Here is a 16,820-nt window from a genome sequence, read left to right as displayed (position 1 = left end):
TTATCCCTTCTGGGAGGTTGACAGCAGCTCGACGTTGCCGTCGAACTGCCACAGCGGGTTCGGCGCGTCCCCCTGCGGGGTGCGCACCAGGAAGTAGCCGTTCACTTCCTTCGGTCCGTCGCCGTCGGCGACGTACCGCCCGTCCGAGGTGACGTCGAGTTGGTAGATGGCCGTGCCTGCGGCCTCGACGCCGGGGAGGTGCCACGTCACGACGCAGCGCCAGTCGTTGCCCGCACCCTGGGTGGCCGAATCGTCGTCACCCTTCGTGCAGGCGGCCGAGACCCGCAGCTGCGCCTCCGTGACGGCGGGGCGGTTCAGCTGGCGGGTCTGCATGCGGTACAGGTGGGCGAACGCCGTGGCGACCGACCGCTGGAGCTTGGGCTTGGTGATGCCCGAGCCCATCGACGGGGTGGCCGCGGCGACGATCGCGAAGGTGGCGGCGACCAGCACCGCCAGCGGGATCAGCCCGGTGGTGACGGCGCGGCGCGCGGTGCTGTCGTGCTGGGCGTTGGTGAAGTCCCGCCGCACGAAGAGCAGGTAGGCCAGCGCGGTGGCCACCACCGCCCACACCAGGCTCACTGCGACGCCGATCAGCAGCGGGCGCAGCTGGCCGGGATCGGTGAACAGGCCGTTCCAGGAGATGAAGGCGTAGCCGGGCAGCGCCATCCGCAGCGCCACCGGCAGCGGCAGCATCTGGGCCAGTTGCATCGCGAGGGCCACCAGCGCGGGCAGCAGCAGGCCCATCGGCGAGCGGCCGAGCGAGACCGAGCCGAGCAGGCCGATCGCGGCCAGTGCCAGGGTGGGGGCGAGCGCGGCGGTCCAGGCGAGCAGCACGTCCCCGGCCGCGTCCGAGGGCGCGAGCAGGTGGCCGTCCAGGCCCACCAGCGCGTGGTCGCCCACCGACAGCAGGCCGCCGACGATGCCGGAGGCGGCCAGGCCCACCACGAGCAGCAGGATCACCGTGAGGCTGGCCAGCGCCTTCGCGGCGAAGATCCGCCGCGGCGAGCGGACCGCCACCAGCAGGTGCCGCCAGGTGCCGAGCCGGTCCTCGGCGGCGAACACGTCGCCGGCGACCACCGAGGTCAGCAGCGGCAGCGCCCAGCTGCCGGAGAAGCCGAGGACGACCAGCGGCCCGGCCCAGCCGGTGGCGTGCATCCAGCGGCCGAAGAGGGTGTCGGAGGGCAGCGTGCTCTGCCGGCTCACCGCGGCCACGAAGAGCCCGGGCACGATCCAGCAGGCGAGCACCAGCAGCCGGATGCGCCACTGGGAGACGAGCTTGACCACCTCGAAGCGGTAGCCGCGGGCCACCGAGACGGGACGGGTGGCAGCAGCCGGCGTGACAACGTTGCCTTCGCCGGCTGCCGGGGTGGCGGTCGCGGTCATCGGCCGGCCTCCTGCTGTTCGGTGAGGGCGAGGAACGCCGCTTCCAGCGGCGAGACCACGGGGGCGAGTTCGCGCACCGCGATCCCGGCGCGCACCAGCGCCGCCACGAGGTCGTCCATGGCGGGCACCAGGGCGCGTACCACGAAGGCGTCGGCGCCGTGCCGGGAGCGGGCGGCGCTCTCCACGAGGGCGACCCCGTCCGCTCCCGCGGCCACCTCGCGGGCGGCCGCCGGGTCGGAGGTGAGCACCCGGTACTCCAGCTCGCGGTTCTCCGCGGCGAGCTTGGTGAGCGGGCCGGAGAAGACGACCCGGCCGGTGGCCAGGATGGTGACCTCCGAGCAGAGCGCCTCCACGTCGTCCATCCGGTGGCTGGAGAGCACCACGGCGGTGCCCTCGGCCGCGAGCCGGTCGAGCACGCGGTGCACGTGCCGCTTGCCTGCCGGGTCCAGGCCGTTGGAGGGCTCGTCCAGGACGAGCAGCCGCGGCCGGGTGAGCAGGGCGGCGGCGAGTCCGAGGCGCTGCCGCATGCCGAGCGAGAACCCGCGGGCCCGGTCGTCGGCGACGTCGGTGAGGCCGACCTGGGCCAGCACGTCGTCGATTCCCGCGGTCCGCGCGTCCGAGCCGCGCAGGGCGGCCAGCGCCGCCAGGTTCTGGCGGGCGGTCAGGGACGGGTAGAGGCCGGGGCCGTCCACGAAGCCGGCCACGCCGTCGGGGGCGGCCGGCGCTCGCCCGAGCGGGGTGCCCAGGATGTCCAGGGTGCCGGTGTCGGCGACGGCCAGGCCGAGCAGGAGGCCGAGCAGGGTGGTCTTGCCGGCGCCGTTCGGCCCGACCAGGCCGTGGATCTGCCCCTGCGGCACATCGAGGTCGACGCCGTCGAGCGCGACGACGTCGCCGAAACATTTGCTGATCCCACGAGCGCGGACTGCGAGAGTGTCCATAGTCCCTTCTTTCGAAACCCCCAGGGAACTTAGGGACGCCAGACAGCCCGGGCAGGGACACTCAATTGAACGCTTGGGGAACGGGAGACGACTGATGCCTACTGCAACGATGCCCCTGCGGCGGGCACGGCAGGGCTGACCTGCGGGTGTTCACCCGCTTTTGACCGGGACTTGACGGAGTGCCGGTGGCTGCCCGGCAAAGCGGGTCAACTCGTGCCGTGTGCGGGTATGTCCACCGCGGGGCCGGGTCGCGAATGTGTGCGGGATCTGTGTCCGGCGCCCCATACGGCGTGCCGCGGGCGGGAGTTGGACGAGCCCGGGCGACCGCGGGCCGGGCGGTTGTGGCCGGCCCGCCGTGGTCGGCCGGGCGGGTCAGGAGTCGAGCGTGGGGAGGGCCTGCCGGGGACGGCGGCGGCGCAGCGTCGCCACGACGATCAGGCCGCCGATGCTGAAGGCGGCCGAGGAGATGGCGAGGATCAGCGCGAGCGGCTGCTGGTGCCCGGCCTGCGAGCCTATGGCGTGCAGCAGTTGGCCCACTCCGACCGAGCAGGCCGCCCACCCCGCCCGCGCGCTGGCGTGCCTGCGGCGGCGGCGCTGTATGAACATCCCGCCGAGCACGACGAACACCAGACCGCTGGCGACCAGGAAGAGCGTACCGACCATCCCCCACCTCCGGGCCAAGCGTACGCGGGTCCAACTCCCCTGGCGCCAGGGGCCGCAGCGATGAGGCCCGGTCTTTTCCCGTCCTTTCCCGTGCGGTCGGTGACAGGGGGCCTTCCCGCAGCCCAGGGCGGTGCCGGGACGGATGACCGTGTTCCGCTGTGCTTCGTGTCAAAGCCGGACGGAGTGGCAAGGCTCCGGTAGGAAGAAGGCGGACCGGGCCGTCGCGCGCGGGCCGGGACGCGTCGGGCGAGTCCGGGAGGGTGATGGTCATGCGGGTCTTCGTGGCGGGCGGAGCCGGGGCGGTGGGCCGTCACCTGGTGCCCCAACTGGTGGCCCGCGGGCACCAGGTGACGGCCACCTCGACCAGCGCGGCCAGGTCGGGCCTGCTGGCGGAGCTCGGCGCCGAGCCCGCGGTGATGGACGGCCTGGACGCCGGCTCGGTGCGAGAAGCCGTCGCCCGCGCCCGACCGGACGTGATCGTGCACCAGATGACGGCGATCTCGCCCGCGCACACCGGTCGGCCGGACTTCCGCCACTTCGACCGCTGGTTCGCCCCGACCACCCGGCTGCGCACCGAGGGCACCGACCATCTGCTCGCCGCCGCACGCGAGTCGGGCGTGCCGCATGTGGTCGCCCAGGGCTACGCGAGCTGGAACGGCATCCGCCAGGGCGGCTGGGTGAAGACCGAGGAGGACCCGCTGGACCCGCTGGAGGGCACCGCGGCGCAGGCGGCCATGGCCGCGCTCCGGCACCTGGAGGCGGCCGTACTGGAGGCCGGTGGCGCGGTGGTGCGCTACGGCGGGCTGTACGGGCCCGGGGTCATCGAGGACCAGGCGGAGCTGGTGCGGGCCCGCAAGTTCCCGCTCGTCGGCGGCGGCACCGGCTACACCTCCTGGCTGCACCTGGAGGACGCGGCCGGCGCCACCGTGCTCGCGGTCGAGCAGAAGGCGCGGGGCGTCTTCAACATCGCGGACGACGAACCCGCCCCCGCCGCAGCCTGGTTGCCCCACCTGGCCGAGGCCGCGGGCGCCAAGAAGCCGCTGAAGGTGCCCGCGTGGGCGGCACGGCTGCTGGCCGGCGAGGTGGCGGTGATCATGATGACGCAGGGGCGCGGCTTCTCCAACGCCAAGGCCAAGCGGGAACTGGGCTGGCAGCCGCGCCACCCGTCGTGGCGGGAGGGATTCCGCGAGGAGCTGGGCTGAGCGGCGGGCGGGGTGCCGCCAACACCCCTTCTCAGTAGTCCGGTTGGGGCTGGTGGGCGAGCCGGTGGCCCTCCAGGCCGATGTCCAGGCGCAGGTCCTCCGCGTCCAGGGCCTCCTGCACCCGGCGCAGCACGGAGTCGTCGATACGCCGGCGGTCGCGCAGGTCCACCAGGGCCGTGCGCTTGGCGGCGATGATCTGCTTGCGCAGGTCGTACTCGGTGCGGTGGCCCGGCGAGGGCCCTTCGGTCATCCCCGCGTGGCTCTCCAGCTCGCGGCTGATCCGGTCGACCACCGCGGCCGGGGTGTGCAGGCGTGCGGCATGGTCCGGCAGGGACTCCAGCGCGGCCTGGGCGATGTGGCGGTAGGCCAGCTGCTCCTCGGTGTCGGCCTCGCGGTCCGGCGGCAGGCGGGCCCAGCGGATCACCGCGGGCAGCGTCTGGCCCTGGATCAGCAGGGTGGCGACGATGACCACGGCCGTGACGAAGACGACGACGTCCCGGGCGGCCAGGTGCCGGCCGCTCTCGGTGAGCGTCGGCATCGACAGGGCCGCGGCCAGCGAGACCCCGCCGCGGACCCCGCCCCAGGCGGTGGGGATGCGGTAGCGGGGCGGGATGCGCCGCAGGCGCTGCACCTGGCGGCGGTCCACCGCGCGCACGGCGTAGGGGCTGCAGAAGACGTAGACCAGCCGGGTGGCCATCACCACGCCGCTGACCGCGACCGCGAGCAGCAGCGCCCGCCAGGGGCTCATGGCCGTCAGGTTGCCCACGACGTGCGGGAGTTGGGTGCCGACCAGGACGAAGAGCGAGCCGTTGAGCAGGAAGGCGGCCACGCTCCAGAAGTCCAGGGTCTGCACCCGGCTGCGGGCGGGGATGAGCAGCGGGCTGGCCCGGCTGATGACGAGCCCGCACACCACCACGGCCAGCACTCCGGAGACACCGGCGGACGAGGCCGGGAGATAGGCCGCGAACGGCGTGAGCACGCTCAGCCCGCTCTCCAGCGAGGTGCTGTGCAGGTGCCGCCGGATCGCGACCACCAGCAGTCCCACGCCCGCGCCGATCGCCAGGCCGCCGGCGTAGCTCAGCGCGAAACGGCCCAGCGCCTCGCCCCAGGAGAAGGAGTTCCGGCCGGTCGCCACGTCCACCGCCACGGCGTAGGCGGCCAGCGCCGTACCGTCGTTGACCAGGCTCTCGGCCTGCATCGTGGTGAGGAACCGGCGGGGCAGCCCGCGGGCGACGGCCGCGACGGCGGTCGCGTCGGTGGGCGAGAGCACCGCGCCGAGCACGTAGGCGACCGCCCAGGTCAGCCCGAAGGCGTGCCCGGTGGCGGCGACCGTGACGGTGGTGGCGAGCACCAGCCCTACCGACAGCAGCACGATCGTGCGGAAGTTGGCCCGGATCTGGTGCTGCGAGATGGTCAGCGCCTCCGCGTACAGCAGGGGCGGCAGGAAGCCGAGCAGCACCACGCTGCCGGACAGGTGCACCCCGCCGACGTCCGGCACCTCGGCGAGCACCAGCTCGCCGAGCAGCAGGAGCAGCGGCTCGCTCACCCCGAGCCGCTGGGCGAGCCAGGTCAGGCCGAGCACGGCCGTCAGCACCACGACGATGATCTCCAGCCCGCGCACGGGATCACTATCCCACCGTGTGCGGTGTTTTCCCGTTATGTGCCGCCTCTTGCGCCGTCCCTTGCGCGGGCTGTCGGTGCGGGCGCCGGACACCGTGTTCTACGGTGGGTGGCGGGACGGATGCGGATCGTATGACGCGACGGGGACGTCGGAGCGTCGGGCAGGGGGCGGCGTGGAAGGCGAACTGGCACAGCTGGCGGCCTCGGGGGCCGGAGTGCTGGTCAACCTGATGGTGTCGGACGCCTGGGCCCAGGTACGGGGCCGGCTGGCGGGCTTCTTCGGGCGCGGCGGCCACGCGGAGGACGCGGGGCGCGAGTTGGCGCTGGCACGGACCGCCCTCGAACGGGCCCGGGCCGCCGGCGACGAGGAGGCCGCCGCCGGCATCGAGGCCGACTGGCGCGAGCGGCTGCGCCGGGCCCTGCGCGACGATCCCGCCGCCGCGGCCGAACTGCGGGCGCTGCTGGAGGAGTTGGCCCCGGAAGGCACCGACGGGGGCGGCTTCCGCAACACGATCAGCGGAGGCGTGCAGTACGGGCCGGTGGTGCAGGGCCGCGACCTGTCGAACCTGACGTTCGGGACCTGGACGCAGGGACCGGCGGCGGGGGAGTAGAGCGGCCGCCGGCGTACGGCCTGGCTTTGGGCGGGGCGGTTGGGGGTGTCCGTGTACGGCCCGGGCCTTGGGCGGGACGGTTGCGCTGTTCCGCGTACAGCCCGGGCTTTGGGCGGGGCCGGCTGCGGGCTCCCCCGCACGGCCCGGGTGTTGGGCCTGGCCGGCCGTGTTCCCCTACGGCCGGGGTTTGTTCAGTACCGTTCGGTGCTCTGCAGCAGGGGCGGGTAGACGGTGCTCGGCTCGCCGTCCACCGTCGCGCCCGCGTACTTGAGCATCGGGCCGACCGCGCGGTTCAGGGCGTGGGGGAAGTTGAGCGTGGGGGCGGACACCTCGTCGAGCAGGGCGGTCTGCTCGGGCGTGAGCCGGACCTCCAGCCCGGCGAGGTTGGCCGCCAGGTGGTCGAGGGTGCGCGGGCCGATCAGGGTCGAGGTGACACCCGGGCGGCTTTGCACCCACGCCAGCGCGACCGCCGCCGAACTCGCCTCCACCTCCCGCGCGACCCGGGCCAGCGCCTCGATCACCGTGAACTGGTCCTCGGTCGGCGCCCCCAGCACCGCCGACCGCCGCGAGCCCGCCGGCGCGGCCTCGCCCCGCCGCCAGCCCCCGGCCAGGAAGCCGCTCTTGAGCGGGCTCCAGGGCAGCAGGCCCATCCCGGCGTCCTGCGCGAGCGGGATCAGCTCGCCCTCGATGGTGCGCTCCAGCAGCGAGTACTCCATCTGCAGCGCCGTCACCGGGGTCCAGCCGCGCAGCAGCGCCGTGGTGTGCGCCTTGGCGGTGAACCACGCGGGGGTGTCCGAGAACCCGACGTAGCGGACCTTGCCCGCGGTCACCAGGTCGTCCAGGGTCCGCAGCGTCTCCTCGACGGGCGTGGACCAGTCGTAGTTGTGCAGCCAGTACAGGTCGATGTAGTCGGTGCGCAGCCGGCGCAGTGAGTCCTCCACCTGGCTCAGCAGCGCCTTGCGGCCGGCGCCGCCGCCGTTCGGGTCGCCCAAGTGGAGGTTGCCGAAGAACTTCGTGGCGAGCACGATCCGGTCGCGCCGCCCCGGGCGGGCCGCGAAGTAGTCGCCGAGGATCGCCTCGGAGTGCCCATTGGTGTAGAAGTTCGCGGTGTCCACGAAGTTGCCGCCGCGGTCGAGGTAGGCGTCGAGGATCTTCTCCGCCTCCGCGACGCCGCAGCCCATCCCGCCGTCCTCCCCGAAGTTCATCGCCCCCAGGCAGAAGGGGCTGACCTTGAGCCCGGAACGTCCGAGCCCGACGTAGGAATCGAGTGCCATGGGTCCACTCCCGTACTGATGGATGTCCCGAGGGACCCCGCGTCCGCCGGGCCCTCGCGATCGGATCGACCCTTGAAGCGAACCATCCGGGACGGGTGGGGCGTGAGACGAATACTCTTGGGCGATTGCACGATCCTGCCGAATTCCGCCGGGGTTCCGGGTGCGCCCCCGGGCGGGCCGAGCCCGGGCGTACGGCACCCGGCGGTGCGGCGTACGGCGCCGCGACCGACCCGGCGGGGGCCGTCGGCCGGTCGCACCGAGAAGGGCGCGGGCGGTGCCGGCTCCGTCGGGAAAGGCCATGCGCCGGCGGCGCCGGGTGGCCCGGCCGGGCGGTGCCGGACGGTGGGTTGTGGTGCGTGCGCAGGGTGCTGTCGGCCGTGCCGGGTGGAGGTGGGCGCTGTCGGCGGGGGGCCGGAGGAGGCGCCCGGTCCCCTCGGCCGTGAGCGGGTATGCCGCGCGGGCGGGGCTCGTCAGCTCCTCGCACGGCCGCTAGAGTGCCGTGCATGGAGAGCTTCGGGCCGCACTGACGGACGCCTTGCCGCCGACCCGCGCCGACGCGGGCCCTGGCGGTCGCTGATCCGTCCTGCTCGTGCCGTCGTACCGGAGAAGCCCCCATGCCTTGCCCTGTCCGGGGCAGCGCCTCCTACCGCGCTGTCCTCGCACTGCCCCGTGCCCGCCTGCTCTTTTGTGCCGCCCTGCTCGCGCGGCTGTGTTACGCCCTGCTCGGACTGCCCCTGCTGCTCGCGTTGCGCGGCGCCACCGGCTCGTACGGGGTGGCCGGGACCGCCGCCGGGCTGTTCGGGCTCGGTGGGGCGCTGCTCGGGCCCGCGCGTGCGCGGCTCGTCGAGCGGCGGCCCGCCGCCCTGCCCGGACTCGCCCTCTCCTACGCCGCCCTGCTCCTCGCTCTCGCCATCGCCTGCGCCCTGCCCGCCGCCCCCGCGCTCACCTGCGGCCTCGCCGTGACGGCCGGGCTGCTGCCCCCGCCCGTGGGGCCGCTGATGCGTACGGTGTGGGCGCGGCTCGCCGAAGGAGGGCGGCAGCGGCAAGCCGCGTTGAGCCTGGACACCGCCGCAGAGTCCACCGTCTTCGCCGCGGGCCCGGCGCTGGGCGGGCTCCTCGTCGCGATGTGCGGCGCCCCGGCCGCGCTCGCCTGCTGTGCGATCGTCGTCCTGATCGGCTTCGGCCTGCTCACCGCCGCCCTGCGCGACCGGTCCCCCGGGCCCGGGACCGGTCCGGCCGCCCCAGGGGCCCGCGGCCCGCTGTGCGGCACCGGGTTCGCGCCCCTGCTCGTCCCCGTGCTCGGCGCCGCGGCCGCGCTCGCCCTCGCCGAGATCGCCGCTGTTGCCGCCTGGGGGGCGCCGGCCGCGGGCGTGCTCACCACGCTCGCCTCCGTCGGCGGCGTCCTCGGTGGGCTCCTCTACGGGCGCAGCCGCCCGCCCGGCAGCCCCGAACGGCGCCCGCTCGCCCTCGGGTTCGGCTGCGCGCTCTGCTACGCCCTGCCCGCCGCCGCGTACGGCCTGCCGGGAGCGGGCGCCGGGCTCCTCGCCGCGGGCGCCTGCGAGAGTGTCCTGCTGATCACGATGTACGAGCTGGTGGCCCAACTCTTCGCCGAGGGGCCGTCCATGGCGGCCGGGGCGTGGGTGAACACCGCGTACAACCTCGGCGCCGCGCTCGGCACGCCGCTCGGCGGCCTACTGCTGGACCGCTCGGGTCCGCGGTCGGCGCTCGCGGCCGCGGCGGCGGTGGCCGGGGCGTGCACGGCGGTCGGGGCGGGGGTGGCGCGGGCGCTGCGGGCCGGAGCCGTCCCCGCGCGGGGAGCGGCCGCGAAGAGGTGAGGCCGCGGCTGCCTCCGCGCCTCTCCGGAGGCGGCGCGCTTGCCCGTGCGAGCTCTTTTGCGGCTCTTGCGTGCACCGCAACTGCCCTTTGTGGAAGCCGCACTTGAGCCCGGCGGCGGGGAGCCCAAGACTGGGGCGCACACCTCCGGGTACGGTGCCCCCGCCCCCGGACGTGCCCCCGCCGGCCGCCTTCGGGAGACGCCCATGCCCACCCTTGCCCACCGCCTCCTCGACCGCGTGCTGACCCACGGGACCGTGACCGGGGTACGGAACGTCACCCCGCGCGTGATCGGCGTCCGGATCGCCGCGCAGGGGCTGCGGTGGACGCCCGGGCAGCAGGTGCGGGTGCTGGTCGGGGGCGGGGGGCTCGGGACGCGCCGGACGTACTCCGTACGGGACTACGACGGGGCTGCCTTCGAGCTGTTCGTGCTCCAGCACGGGGACGGGCCGGGGGCCGCGTGGGCGCGAGGTGTGCGCGAGGGCGAGGAGGTGCTGTTCTCCGGGCCCGAGGGGCGGTTCGTGCCGCAGGTGGGCGCGGCGTACCACTTGTTCGCGGGGGAGGAGACCGCGGCAGCCGCCTTCGGGCCGATGATCGCGGCTCTCGCCGGGGCCGGGCACCACGCGGTGATCGAGGTGGACACGGCGGAGGACCGGATACCGGTCGAGGGGGACGTCACGTGGACGTACCGGCACGGGACGCCTGCGGCGGACTCGCCCGGTCTGCTGGAGGCCCTGCGCGGGCTCGACCTTCCCGAGGAGCCCGGCGTCGCCTACCTCGCCGGCGAGGCCAGGACGGTCCAGTCGCTGCGGCGGCATCTCGTCACCGAGCGGGGGTGGCCGCGGCGGGCAGTGCTCACGAAGCCCTTTTGGGCGCCGGGGAAGCGGGGGCTTGAGTAAGGGGGTGCCCACTGCCGCTCTCGCGGTTCCTCGCGCTTGTGCGGCTGCCGCGGTGTGCCGCTTGTGGGTGCCCGTCCTGGCAGCACGGCGGCTGCGGTGTGCCGCTTGCGGGGCTCCGTGTGCCCCACGCGGTCCGGTTCCCGGCCGCCGGGCCGGTAGGTGGTTGCTCGCGCAGTTCCTCCCCCGAGCTTCGCCTGGGGGTACCCCCAGCGCCCTCAGGAACGGCTCCCCGCCGTTGGGGCTCTGCGTGTTCCCGGCCGCGGGTGCGTCCTGGGCTGGTCGCGCAGTTCCCCGCGCCCCTGAAAGGTCCGCACCGTCTACCGCGCTTGGGTGGTTCCCGGGCCTTCGGTCGGGTGGGTGGTTGCTCGCGCAGTCCCCCCAGGGCTTCGCCTGGGGGTACCCCAGCGCCCCTGAAAGGGCCGTGTCGGCTGGCCGGGTGGGGCGGGTTCCGGGGCTCGGGTGGTGGTGTCGGGCGGGCGTCGGGAAGGCGGAGGGGGTGGGTGGGGTTGGGTGGGTGGGGGGCTTGGGCTCCCGGAAGAGAACGTGGAGGAAGAGGGAACGTGGATCTGGGACTGGATGGGCGGCGGGCCGTGGTGACGGGCGGGAGCCGCGGGATCGGGCTGGCGGTGGCGAAGGCGCTGGCCGCGGAGGGTGCGCGGGTGGCGCTGGTCGCTCGTGGCGAGGAAGCGCTGGCCGCGGCTGTCGGGCAGGTGCCCGGCGCGGTCGCGGTGAGCGCCGACACCGGGGACGACGCCTCGGTCGCCGCGATGGCCCGCGAGGTCAAGGAGCGGCTCGGCGGCGTGGACATCCTCGTCAACGCGGCGGCCACGCCGAGTTCGGGGCGGTTCGACGAGAGCGAGCTCGAAGCGGAGATCAACGTCAAGGTGCGCGGTTACCTGCGTACCGCGCGCGCGTTCGCGCCGGGGATGACCGCCGCCGGCTGGGGCCGCATCATCAACATCAGCGGTCTGGCGGCCCGTCAGAGCGGCACACTGGTCGGCTCGGTGCGCAACGTCGCCGTTGCCGCGCTGACGAAGAACCTCGCCGACGAGCTGGGTCCGCAGGGCGTCAACGTGGTCGTCGTCCACCCGGGCCTGACCCGTACGGAGAAGACCCCGCAGACCCTCGCCGCCATGGCGGCCGCCCGCGGGGTGGAGCCCGCCGACGTGGAGCGCGAAGCCGCCGCGGGTATCTCGATCGGCCGCGTCGTCACCGCCGAGGAGGTCGCCGCGGTGGTGACCTTCCTCGCCAGCCCCCTCAGCGTCGCGATCAACGGCGACGCCATCGCCGCAGGCGGCGGCGCGAAGGGTGCGATCCACTACTGAGCGGGATCCACCACTGAGTAGAAGGGGCACGGCCCCGCCGCCATGGGTGCCCTTCCAGCACATGGGCGGCGGAGCCGCTTCCTGGACGCCGACCCCGCCGCCATGGATGCCGAACCCCGTCGCTATAGGCGCGAGCCCGCGTCCGTAGCGGTCAGGGTCGCCCCCCTGGCTGCGGACCGCCCTCCCTGGACGCGAGCCCGCGCCCCCATGGGTGCGGGGGCGCGGGCAATGTGGTCAGCCCCGCCCCGGCGGGGGGAGCGGAGGTCGCGGTCTAACCGGCGGGCTTCACCGGGACCATCTGCTGCTCCACCTCGGGGTGCTGCTTCATCCAGGCGCGGACGCCCTCCGTGGTCCTTCCCTGACCCGCGGACTGGATCGACGCCTCCAGGGAGCCCAGTTGGGCGTCGGTGAGGTGGAAGTGGCGCATCCACGTGCTGACCTGGGAGAGCTTGGCGCCGCCGGCCTTGTTGGCGAGGTCGTGGATGGAGTCGCCGGGGCCCCACAGGCCCTTGGGGTCGGCCAGCTTGGTGAGGTGGTAGGTGCTGTAGGCCCAGTGCGGGGACCACAGGACCACGGCGACCGGCTTGCGTGCCGCGGGCAAACAAAGCGCTCGCCCGGACGTGGGGCAGCTCACACCCTCCGGCTGTTTCGTCCTCCTGGACGGCGTCCATGCACGGGCCGGGTGCGGACCGGGTGCGGACCGGGTGCGGACCGGGTGCGGGGGTGCTCCACGGATCTGCGGTGATCCGTGCGCGAACCGTTGCGCTCCGCGATGTGAAGTGCAACACTCCCGGACGCTAACCCACGCTTTCGAACATATACCAACAGGCCGTCAATGGGGCCAATCGGGCCCATGGGGACAGGGTGGTGGCAATGGCCGTTCCACGTGTGCACAGGTTCCGCCGCAGCGACAGGGAGCCGGGTCCGGCCGGCCGCTCCAGACCCGGCCGCAGGCTCGTCCGCGGCCTGCAGGCCCTCGGTGTCGCCCTGGCCCTGGTGGCCGGCGCGGGCGCCACCGCGGCCGCCGCCCCCGAGCAGGCCCCGCAGACCGCACAGCAGACCGCCCCGCAGAGCGCGCCGCACGCCGGCGCCCACACCGTCAGCTACGACGGCTACTCCTGGATGATCGACGGCAAGCGCACCTACCTGTGGGCCGGCGAGTTCCACTACTTCCGCGAGCCCAGCCAGGCCCTGTGGCTGGACACCCTGCAGAAGATGAAGGCCGCCGGCTTCAACGCCGTCTCGCTCTACTTCGACTGGGGCTACCACTCCCCGGCGCCGGGCGTCTACGACTTCACCGGCGTGCGCGACGTCGACAAACTCCTCGACATGGCGGACCAGTTGGGCATCTACGTGATCGCCCGCCCGGGCCCGTACATCAACGCCGAGGTGGACGGCGGCGGCTTCCCCGACTGGCTGTCGACCAAGGCCGGCAACACCCGCACCTCCGACCCGGCCTACCTGAAGTACAGCGACCAGTGGCAGACGCAGATCGACCGCATCCTCGCCCGCCACCAACTCACCAACGGCACCGGCTCGGTGATCGAGTACCAGGTGGAGAACGAGTACTACAACGGCAGCGCCTCGGGCCGCACCTACATGCAGCACCTGGAGGACAAGGCCCGCGCCGACGGCATCACCGTGCCGCTGGTCGGCAACAACAACGGCACCTTCAACTCCGGGGACGCCGCCCTCGACGTGGACGGCGCCGACTCCTACCCGCAGGGCTTCAACTGCTCCAACCCGGCCTCCTGGTCCGGCGTCCCGGACATCTCCTACGACCACCCGGCCGGGAAGCCGCTGGAGACCGCCGAGTTCCAGGGCGGCGCCTTCGACCCGTGGGGCGGCCCCGGCTACGACAAGTGCGCCCAGCTGATCAACGACCAGTTCGCCGACGTGTTCTACAAGCAGAACATCGCCGTGGGCGCCACCTCGCAGAGCTTCTACATGACCTACGGCGGCACCAACTGGGGCTGGCTCGGCGAGCCGGAGAACTACACCTCCTACGACTACGGCGCCGCCATCCGCGAGACCCGCCAGCTCGACCCGAAGTACGACCAGGACAAGCTGATCGGCTACTTCACCCAGGCGGTCGCCCCGCTCACCAAGACCGACGCGCTGCCGGCCACCCCGACCGACAACGCCAAGATCGTGGACACCGCCCGCCGCAACCCCGACACCGGCACCCAGTTCCATGTGCTGCGGCACGCCGACTCCACCGCCACCAGCACCGACAGCGCCCACGTGACCATCGACCTGGGCGCCCACCCCGGCTACACCTACGACGACCGCGACAGCGCGATCACGTACACCGGGAACTGGTCGCACGTCGGCAGCGAGCAGAGCTACACCGGCGGCGACTACCAGCACACGGAGTCCTTCTCCAACACCGCGGGCGACAGCGCGAGCGTCGACTTCACCGGCACCGGCGTGAAGTGGATCAGCAACCTGGACGGCAACCACGGCCACGCCGACGTCTACCTCGACGGCACCAAGGCCGGCACCGTGGACCTGTACGGGGCCACCAAGCAGAACCAGTACGTCGCCTACCAGGCCAAGGGGCTCGCCAACGGGCCGCACACCCTGAAGATCGTCACCACCGGCCAGAAGGACGCGGCCGCCACCGACACCTTCGTCACCATCGACGCGATCGACGTCACCGACGGCAGCGCATCCACCGCCCCCGTCTACACCGTCCCCCAGCAGCCCGGCACCGCGCTGACCCTGAACGGCCGCGAGTCGGCGATCATCACCGCCGACTACGACCTGGGCGGCAACCAGCTGCAGTACAGCACCTCGCAGATCATGACGAACGCCACCATCGCCGGCCGCGACATCGCGGTGCTCTACGGCGACCACGGCAGCGACGGCGAGACGGTGCTGCACTACGCGAGCAAGCCCACCGTGACCGCCACCGGCGGCGACGTCACCACCACCTGGGACCCCGCCACCGGCGACCTGCGGCTCGACTACCAGCACACCGGGCTGACCCGGGTGCAGATCGACGGCGGCAGCCACCCGCTCCTGCTGCTGCTCGCCGACACCGACACCGCCAAGACGTTCTGGCGGCAGGACACCTCGGCCGGCCCGGTCCTGGTCCGCGGCACCCACCTGCTGCGCGGCGCCGTCCAGAACGGCCGCACCCTCGCCCTGACCGGCGACAACGGCACCGACCGCGGCATCGAGGTGTTCAGCGCCGCCACGTCGGTGACCTGGAACGGCAAGGCCGTGGCCACCCACGCCACCGCCACCGGCAGCCGCACCGGCACCATCCCCACCGCGGCCCCGATCACCCTGCCGCAACTCACCGGCTGGAAGCACACTGAGGAATCGCCCGAGGCCCAGCCCGGCTTCGACGACTCCGGCTGGCAGACCGCCGACAAGATGACGTCGAACAGCATCACCACCCCCGTCACCCTGCCGGTGCTCTTCGCCGACGACTACGGCTTCCACACCGGCAGCACCTGGTACCGGGGCCGCTTCACCGGCACCGGCAAGGAGACCGGCATCACCCTGACCGCCCAGAGCGGCGGCGGCGCCCCCGCCTCCTCGGTCTGGCTCAACGGCACCTTCCTCGGCAGCTCCACCTCCGACGGCCAGAAGACGTACACCTTCCCGGCCGGCCTGGTGAAGAACGGCGCGGACAACGTCGTCTCCGTCCTGACCGTCGACATGGGCCACGAGGAGGACTACAACGCCTCCAACGGCAGCAAGGCCGCCCGCGGCCTGACCGGCGCCTCCCTGACCGGCAACCCGCTGAACACCGTCACCTGGCGGCTGCAGGGCGTGCGCGGCGGCGAGGACACCGTGGACACCGTGCGCGGCCCGCTCAACACCGGCGGCCTGTACGGCGAGCGGGCCGGCTACTACCTGCCCGGCTACCCCACCGCCGGCTGGCAGCCCGTCACCCTCCCGGCCACCGACACCACCCCGGGCGTCTCCTGGTACACCACCCACGCCGCCCTGCACCTGCCCAAGGGCCAGGACACCTCGCTCGGCCTGACCATCACCGACGACCCCTCCCGCAAGTACCGGGCCGAGATCTACGTCAACGGCTGGGACATGGGCAACTACGTCAACTACCGCGGCCCGCAGCACAGCTTCCCCGTCCCCGACGGCATCCTGAACCCCGACGGCGACAACACCATCGCCATCGCCGTGTGGAACCTCGACGGCTCCACCGGGGGCCTGGGCAAGGTGGAGCTGACGAACTACGGCTCCTGGGCGTCATCGCTGACGGTGCCGCAGAACACCAGCCCCCGCTACGACCGGGCCACCTACGCCATGCCCGAGGCGCCCGGCGCGACCACCGCGCTCAGCGTCCCCGGCTCGGCGCAGGGCGGCGCCACCTTCACCGCCACCGCGACCGTCTCGGTGCCCGCGGGCAAACCCACCGCGAGCGACGTGACCGCAAAGCTCGCCGCCCCCGACGGATGGACCGTCGGCCCGGTCACCCCGGCGTCCGTGCGGCGGATCACCCCGGGCACCTCGGCCACCTTCCACTGGACGGTGACCGCGCCCGCGAAGCCCGCCAAGGCCACCGCGCTCACCGCGACCGCCTCCCTCGTCCAGACCGGCCGCAGGACCACCGCGGCCGACGAACGGGTGGTCGGTGAAGTGCCCGCGCCGCCGCCCGCCGGCACCGACCAGGTCAGCGACCTGGAGTGGCTGTCGGCGAGCAACGGGTGGGGCCCGGTCGAGCGCGACCAGTCGGTCGGCAACACCGCGGCGAACGACGGCACCCCGCTCAAGCTCGACGGCACCACCTACGCCAAGGGCCTGGGCACCAACTCGCCCAGCGACGTGCAGATCTACCTCGGCGGTGCCTGCAGCCGCTTCACCGCGACCGTCGGCATCGACAACGGCGACCCGGGCTCCGCCACCTTCAGCGTCGTGCTGGACGGCACGGCCCTGGTCACCACACCGGTGCTGCGCGGCAGTTCGCACTCGGTGAGCATCGACGTGCCCGTCACCGGCGGCCAGGTGATCGACCTGAACGTCGGCGACGGCGGCGACGGCAACGGCAACGACCACGCCGACTGGGTCAACCCGACGCTGACCTGCGGCTGACA

General features: G+C 73.6%; 12 protein-coding genes. 6 read left to right on the top strand and 6 right to left on the bottom strand.

From position 1 onward, the window contains the following. The 3 genes from BLR33_RS24575 to BLR33_RS24565 all read right to left on the bottom strand — a co-directional run bounded on the left by BLR33_RS24575 (nucleotide 1) and on the right by BLR33_RS24565 (nucleotide 2,984). Nucleotides 1-1,383, bottom strand: a complete 1,383-nt coding sequence (locus tag BLR33_RS24575; protein ID WP_107408913.1) for an ABC transporter permease — start codon at nucleotides 1,381-1,383, stop codon at nucleotides 1-3. After that, nucleotides 1,380-2,321 carry an ABC transporter ATP-binding protein gene (locus tag BLR33_RS24570; protein ID WP_093786751.1) on the bottom strand — a complete coding sequence of 314 codons (942 nt, stop codon included), beginning with the start codon at nucleotides 2,319-2,321 and terminating at the stop codon, nucleotides 1,380-1,382. Before BLR33_RS24570 ends, BLR33_RS24575 begins: the two co-directional genes overlap by 4 nt. 372 nt (nucleotides 2,322-2,693) lie before the next feature. Further along, nucleotides 2,694-2,984, bottom strand: coding sequence for a hypothetical protein (locus BLR33_RS24565; protein ID WP_093786750.1), 291 nt, complete (start codon nucleotides 2,982-2,984; stop codon nucleotides 2,694-2,696). A gap of 269 nt (nucleotides 2,985-3,253) precedes the next feature. Between BLR33_RS24565 and BLR33_RS24560 the strand changes: the two genes are divergently transcribed. Further along, nucleotides 3,254-4,186 (top strand): NAD-dependent epimerase/dehydratase family protein, encoded by a 933-nt coding sequence (locus BLR33_RS24560; protein ID WP_093786819.1) that lies wholly within the window; start codon nucleotides 3,254-3,256, stop codon nucleotides 4,184-4,186. Nucleotides 4,187-4,217: 31 nt separating this feature from the next. Here BLR33_RS24560 and BLR33_RS24555 read toward each other — a convergent pair whose 3' ends face one another. Further along, a complete protein-coding gene (locus tag BLR33_RS24555) occupies nucleotides 4,218-5,807 on the bottom strand; it encodes a Na+/H+ antiporter (protein WP_093786749.1) in 1,590 nt (529 codons plus the stop codon). A 172-nt stretch (nucleotides 5,808-5,979) separates the two neighbouring features. Between BLR33_RS24555 and BLR33_RS24550 the strand changes: the two genes are divergently transcribed. Continuing rightward, entirely contained in the window at nucleotides 5,980-6,417 is a 438-nt protein-coding gene (locus BLR33_RS24550) for a hypothetical protein (RefSeq protein ID WP_093786748.1), read from the top strand. A gap of 191 nt (nucleotides 6,418-6,608) precedes the next feature. Here BLR33_RS24550 and BLR33_RS24545 read toward each other — a convergent pair whose 3' ends face one another. Then, nucleotides 6,609-7,691 (bottom strand): aldo/keto reductase, encoded by a 1,083-nt coding sequence (locus tag BLR33_RS24545; protein ID WP_093786747.1) that lies wholly within the window; start codon nucleotides 7,689-7,691, stop codon nucleotides 6,609-6,611. Nucleotides 7,692-8,305: 614 nt separating this feature from the next. Between BLR33_RS24545 and BLR33_RS24540 the strand changes: the two genes are divergently transcribed. From BLR33_RS24540 to BLR33_RS24530, 3 genes are all read left to right on the top strand, one after another. Further along, nucleotides 8,306-9,526 carry a hypothetical protein gene (locus BLR33_RS24540; protein WP_093786746.1) on the top strand — a complete coding sequence of 407 codons (1,221 nt, stop codon included), beginning with the start codon at nucleotides 8,306-8,308 and terminating at the stop codon, nucleotides 9,524-9,526. A 204-nt stretch (nucleotides 9,527-9,730) separates the two neighbouring features. Further along, nucleotides 9,731-10,423, top strand: coding sequence for a siderophore-interacting protein (locus tag BLR33_RS24535; RefSeq protein WP_093786745.1), 693 nt, complete (start codon nucleotides 9,731-9,733; stop codon nucleotides 10,421-10,423). 560 nt (nucleotides 10,424-10,983) lie between these two features. Beyond that, nucleotides 10,984-11,748, top strand: coding sequence for an SDR family NAD(P)-dependent oxidoreductase (locus tag BLR33_RS24530; RefSeq protein ID WP_093786744.1), 765 nt, complete (start codon nucleotides 10,984-10,986; stop codon nucleotides 11,746-11,748). A 271-nt stretch (nucleotides 11,749-12,019) separates the two neighbouring features. Here BLR33_RS24530 and BLR33_RS35310 read toward each other — a convergent pair whose 3' ends face one another. Next, complete coding sequence (locus tag BLR33_RS35310; protein ID WP_176930436.1) at nucleotides 12,020-12,349, bottom strand: glycine betaine ABC transporter substrate-binding protein; 330 nt, start codon at nucleotides 12,347-12,349, stop codon at nucleotides 12,020-12,022. Nucleotides 12,350-12,621: 272 nt separating this feature from the next. Between BLR33_RS35310 and BLR33_RS24520 the strand changes: the two genes are divergently transcribed. Then, nucleotides 12,622-16,818, top strand: coding sequence for a beta-galactosidase (locus BLR33_RS24520; protein ID WP_093786742.1), 4,197 nt, complete (start codon nucleotides 12,622-12,624; stop codon nucleotides 16,816-16,818). Nucleotides 16,819-16,820: the final 2 nt, after the last annotated feature.

The sequence above is a fragment of the Actinacidiphila guanduensis genome (assembly GCF_900103985.1).
GTDB classification, from domain to species: domain Bacteria; phylum Actinomycetota; class Actinomycetes; order Streptomycetales; family Streptomycetaceae; genus Actinacidiphila; species Actinacidiphila guanduensis.
The sequence above is the reverse complement of the archived record's forward strand: the minus strand, read 5'-3'. Positions and strand labels throughout refer to the sequence as shown.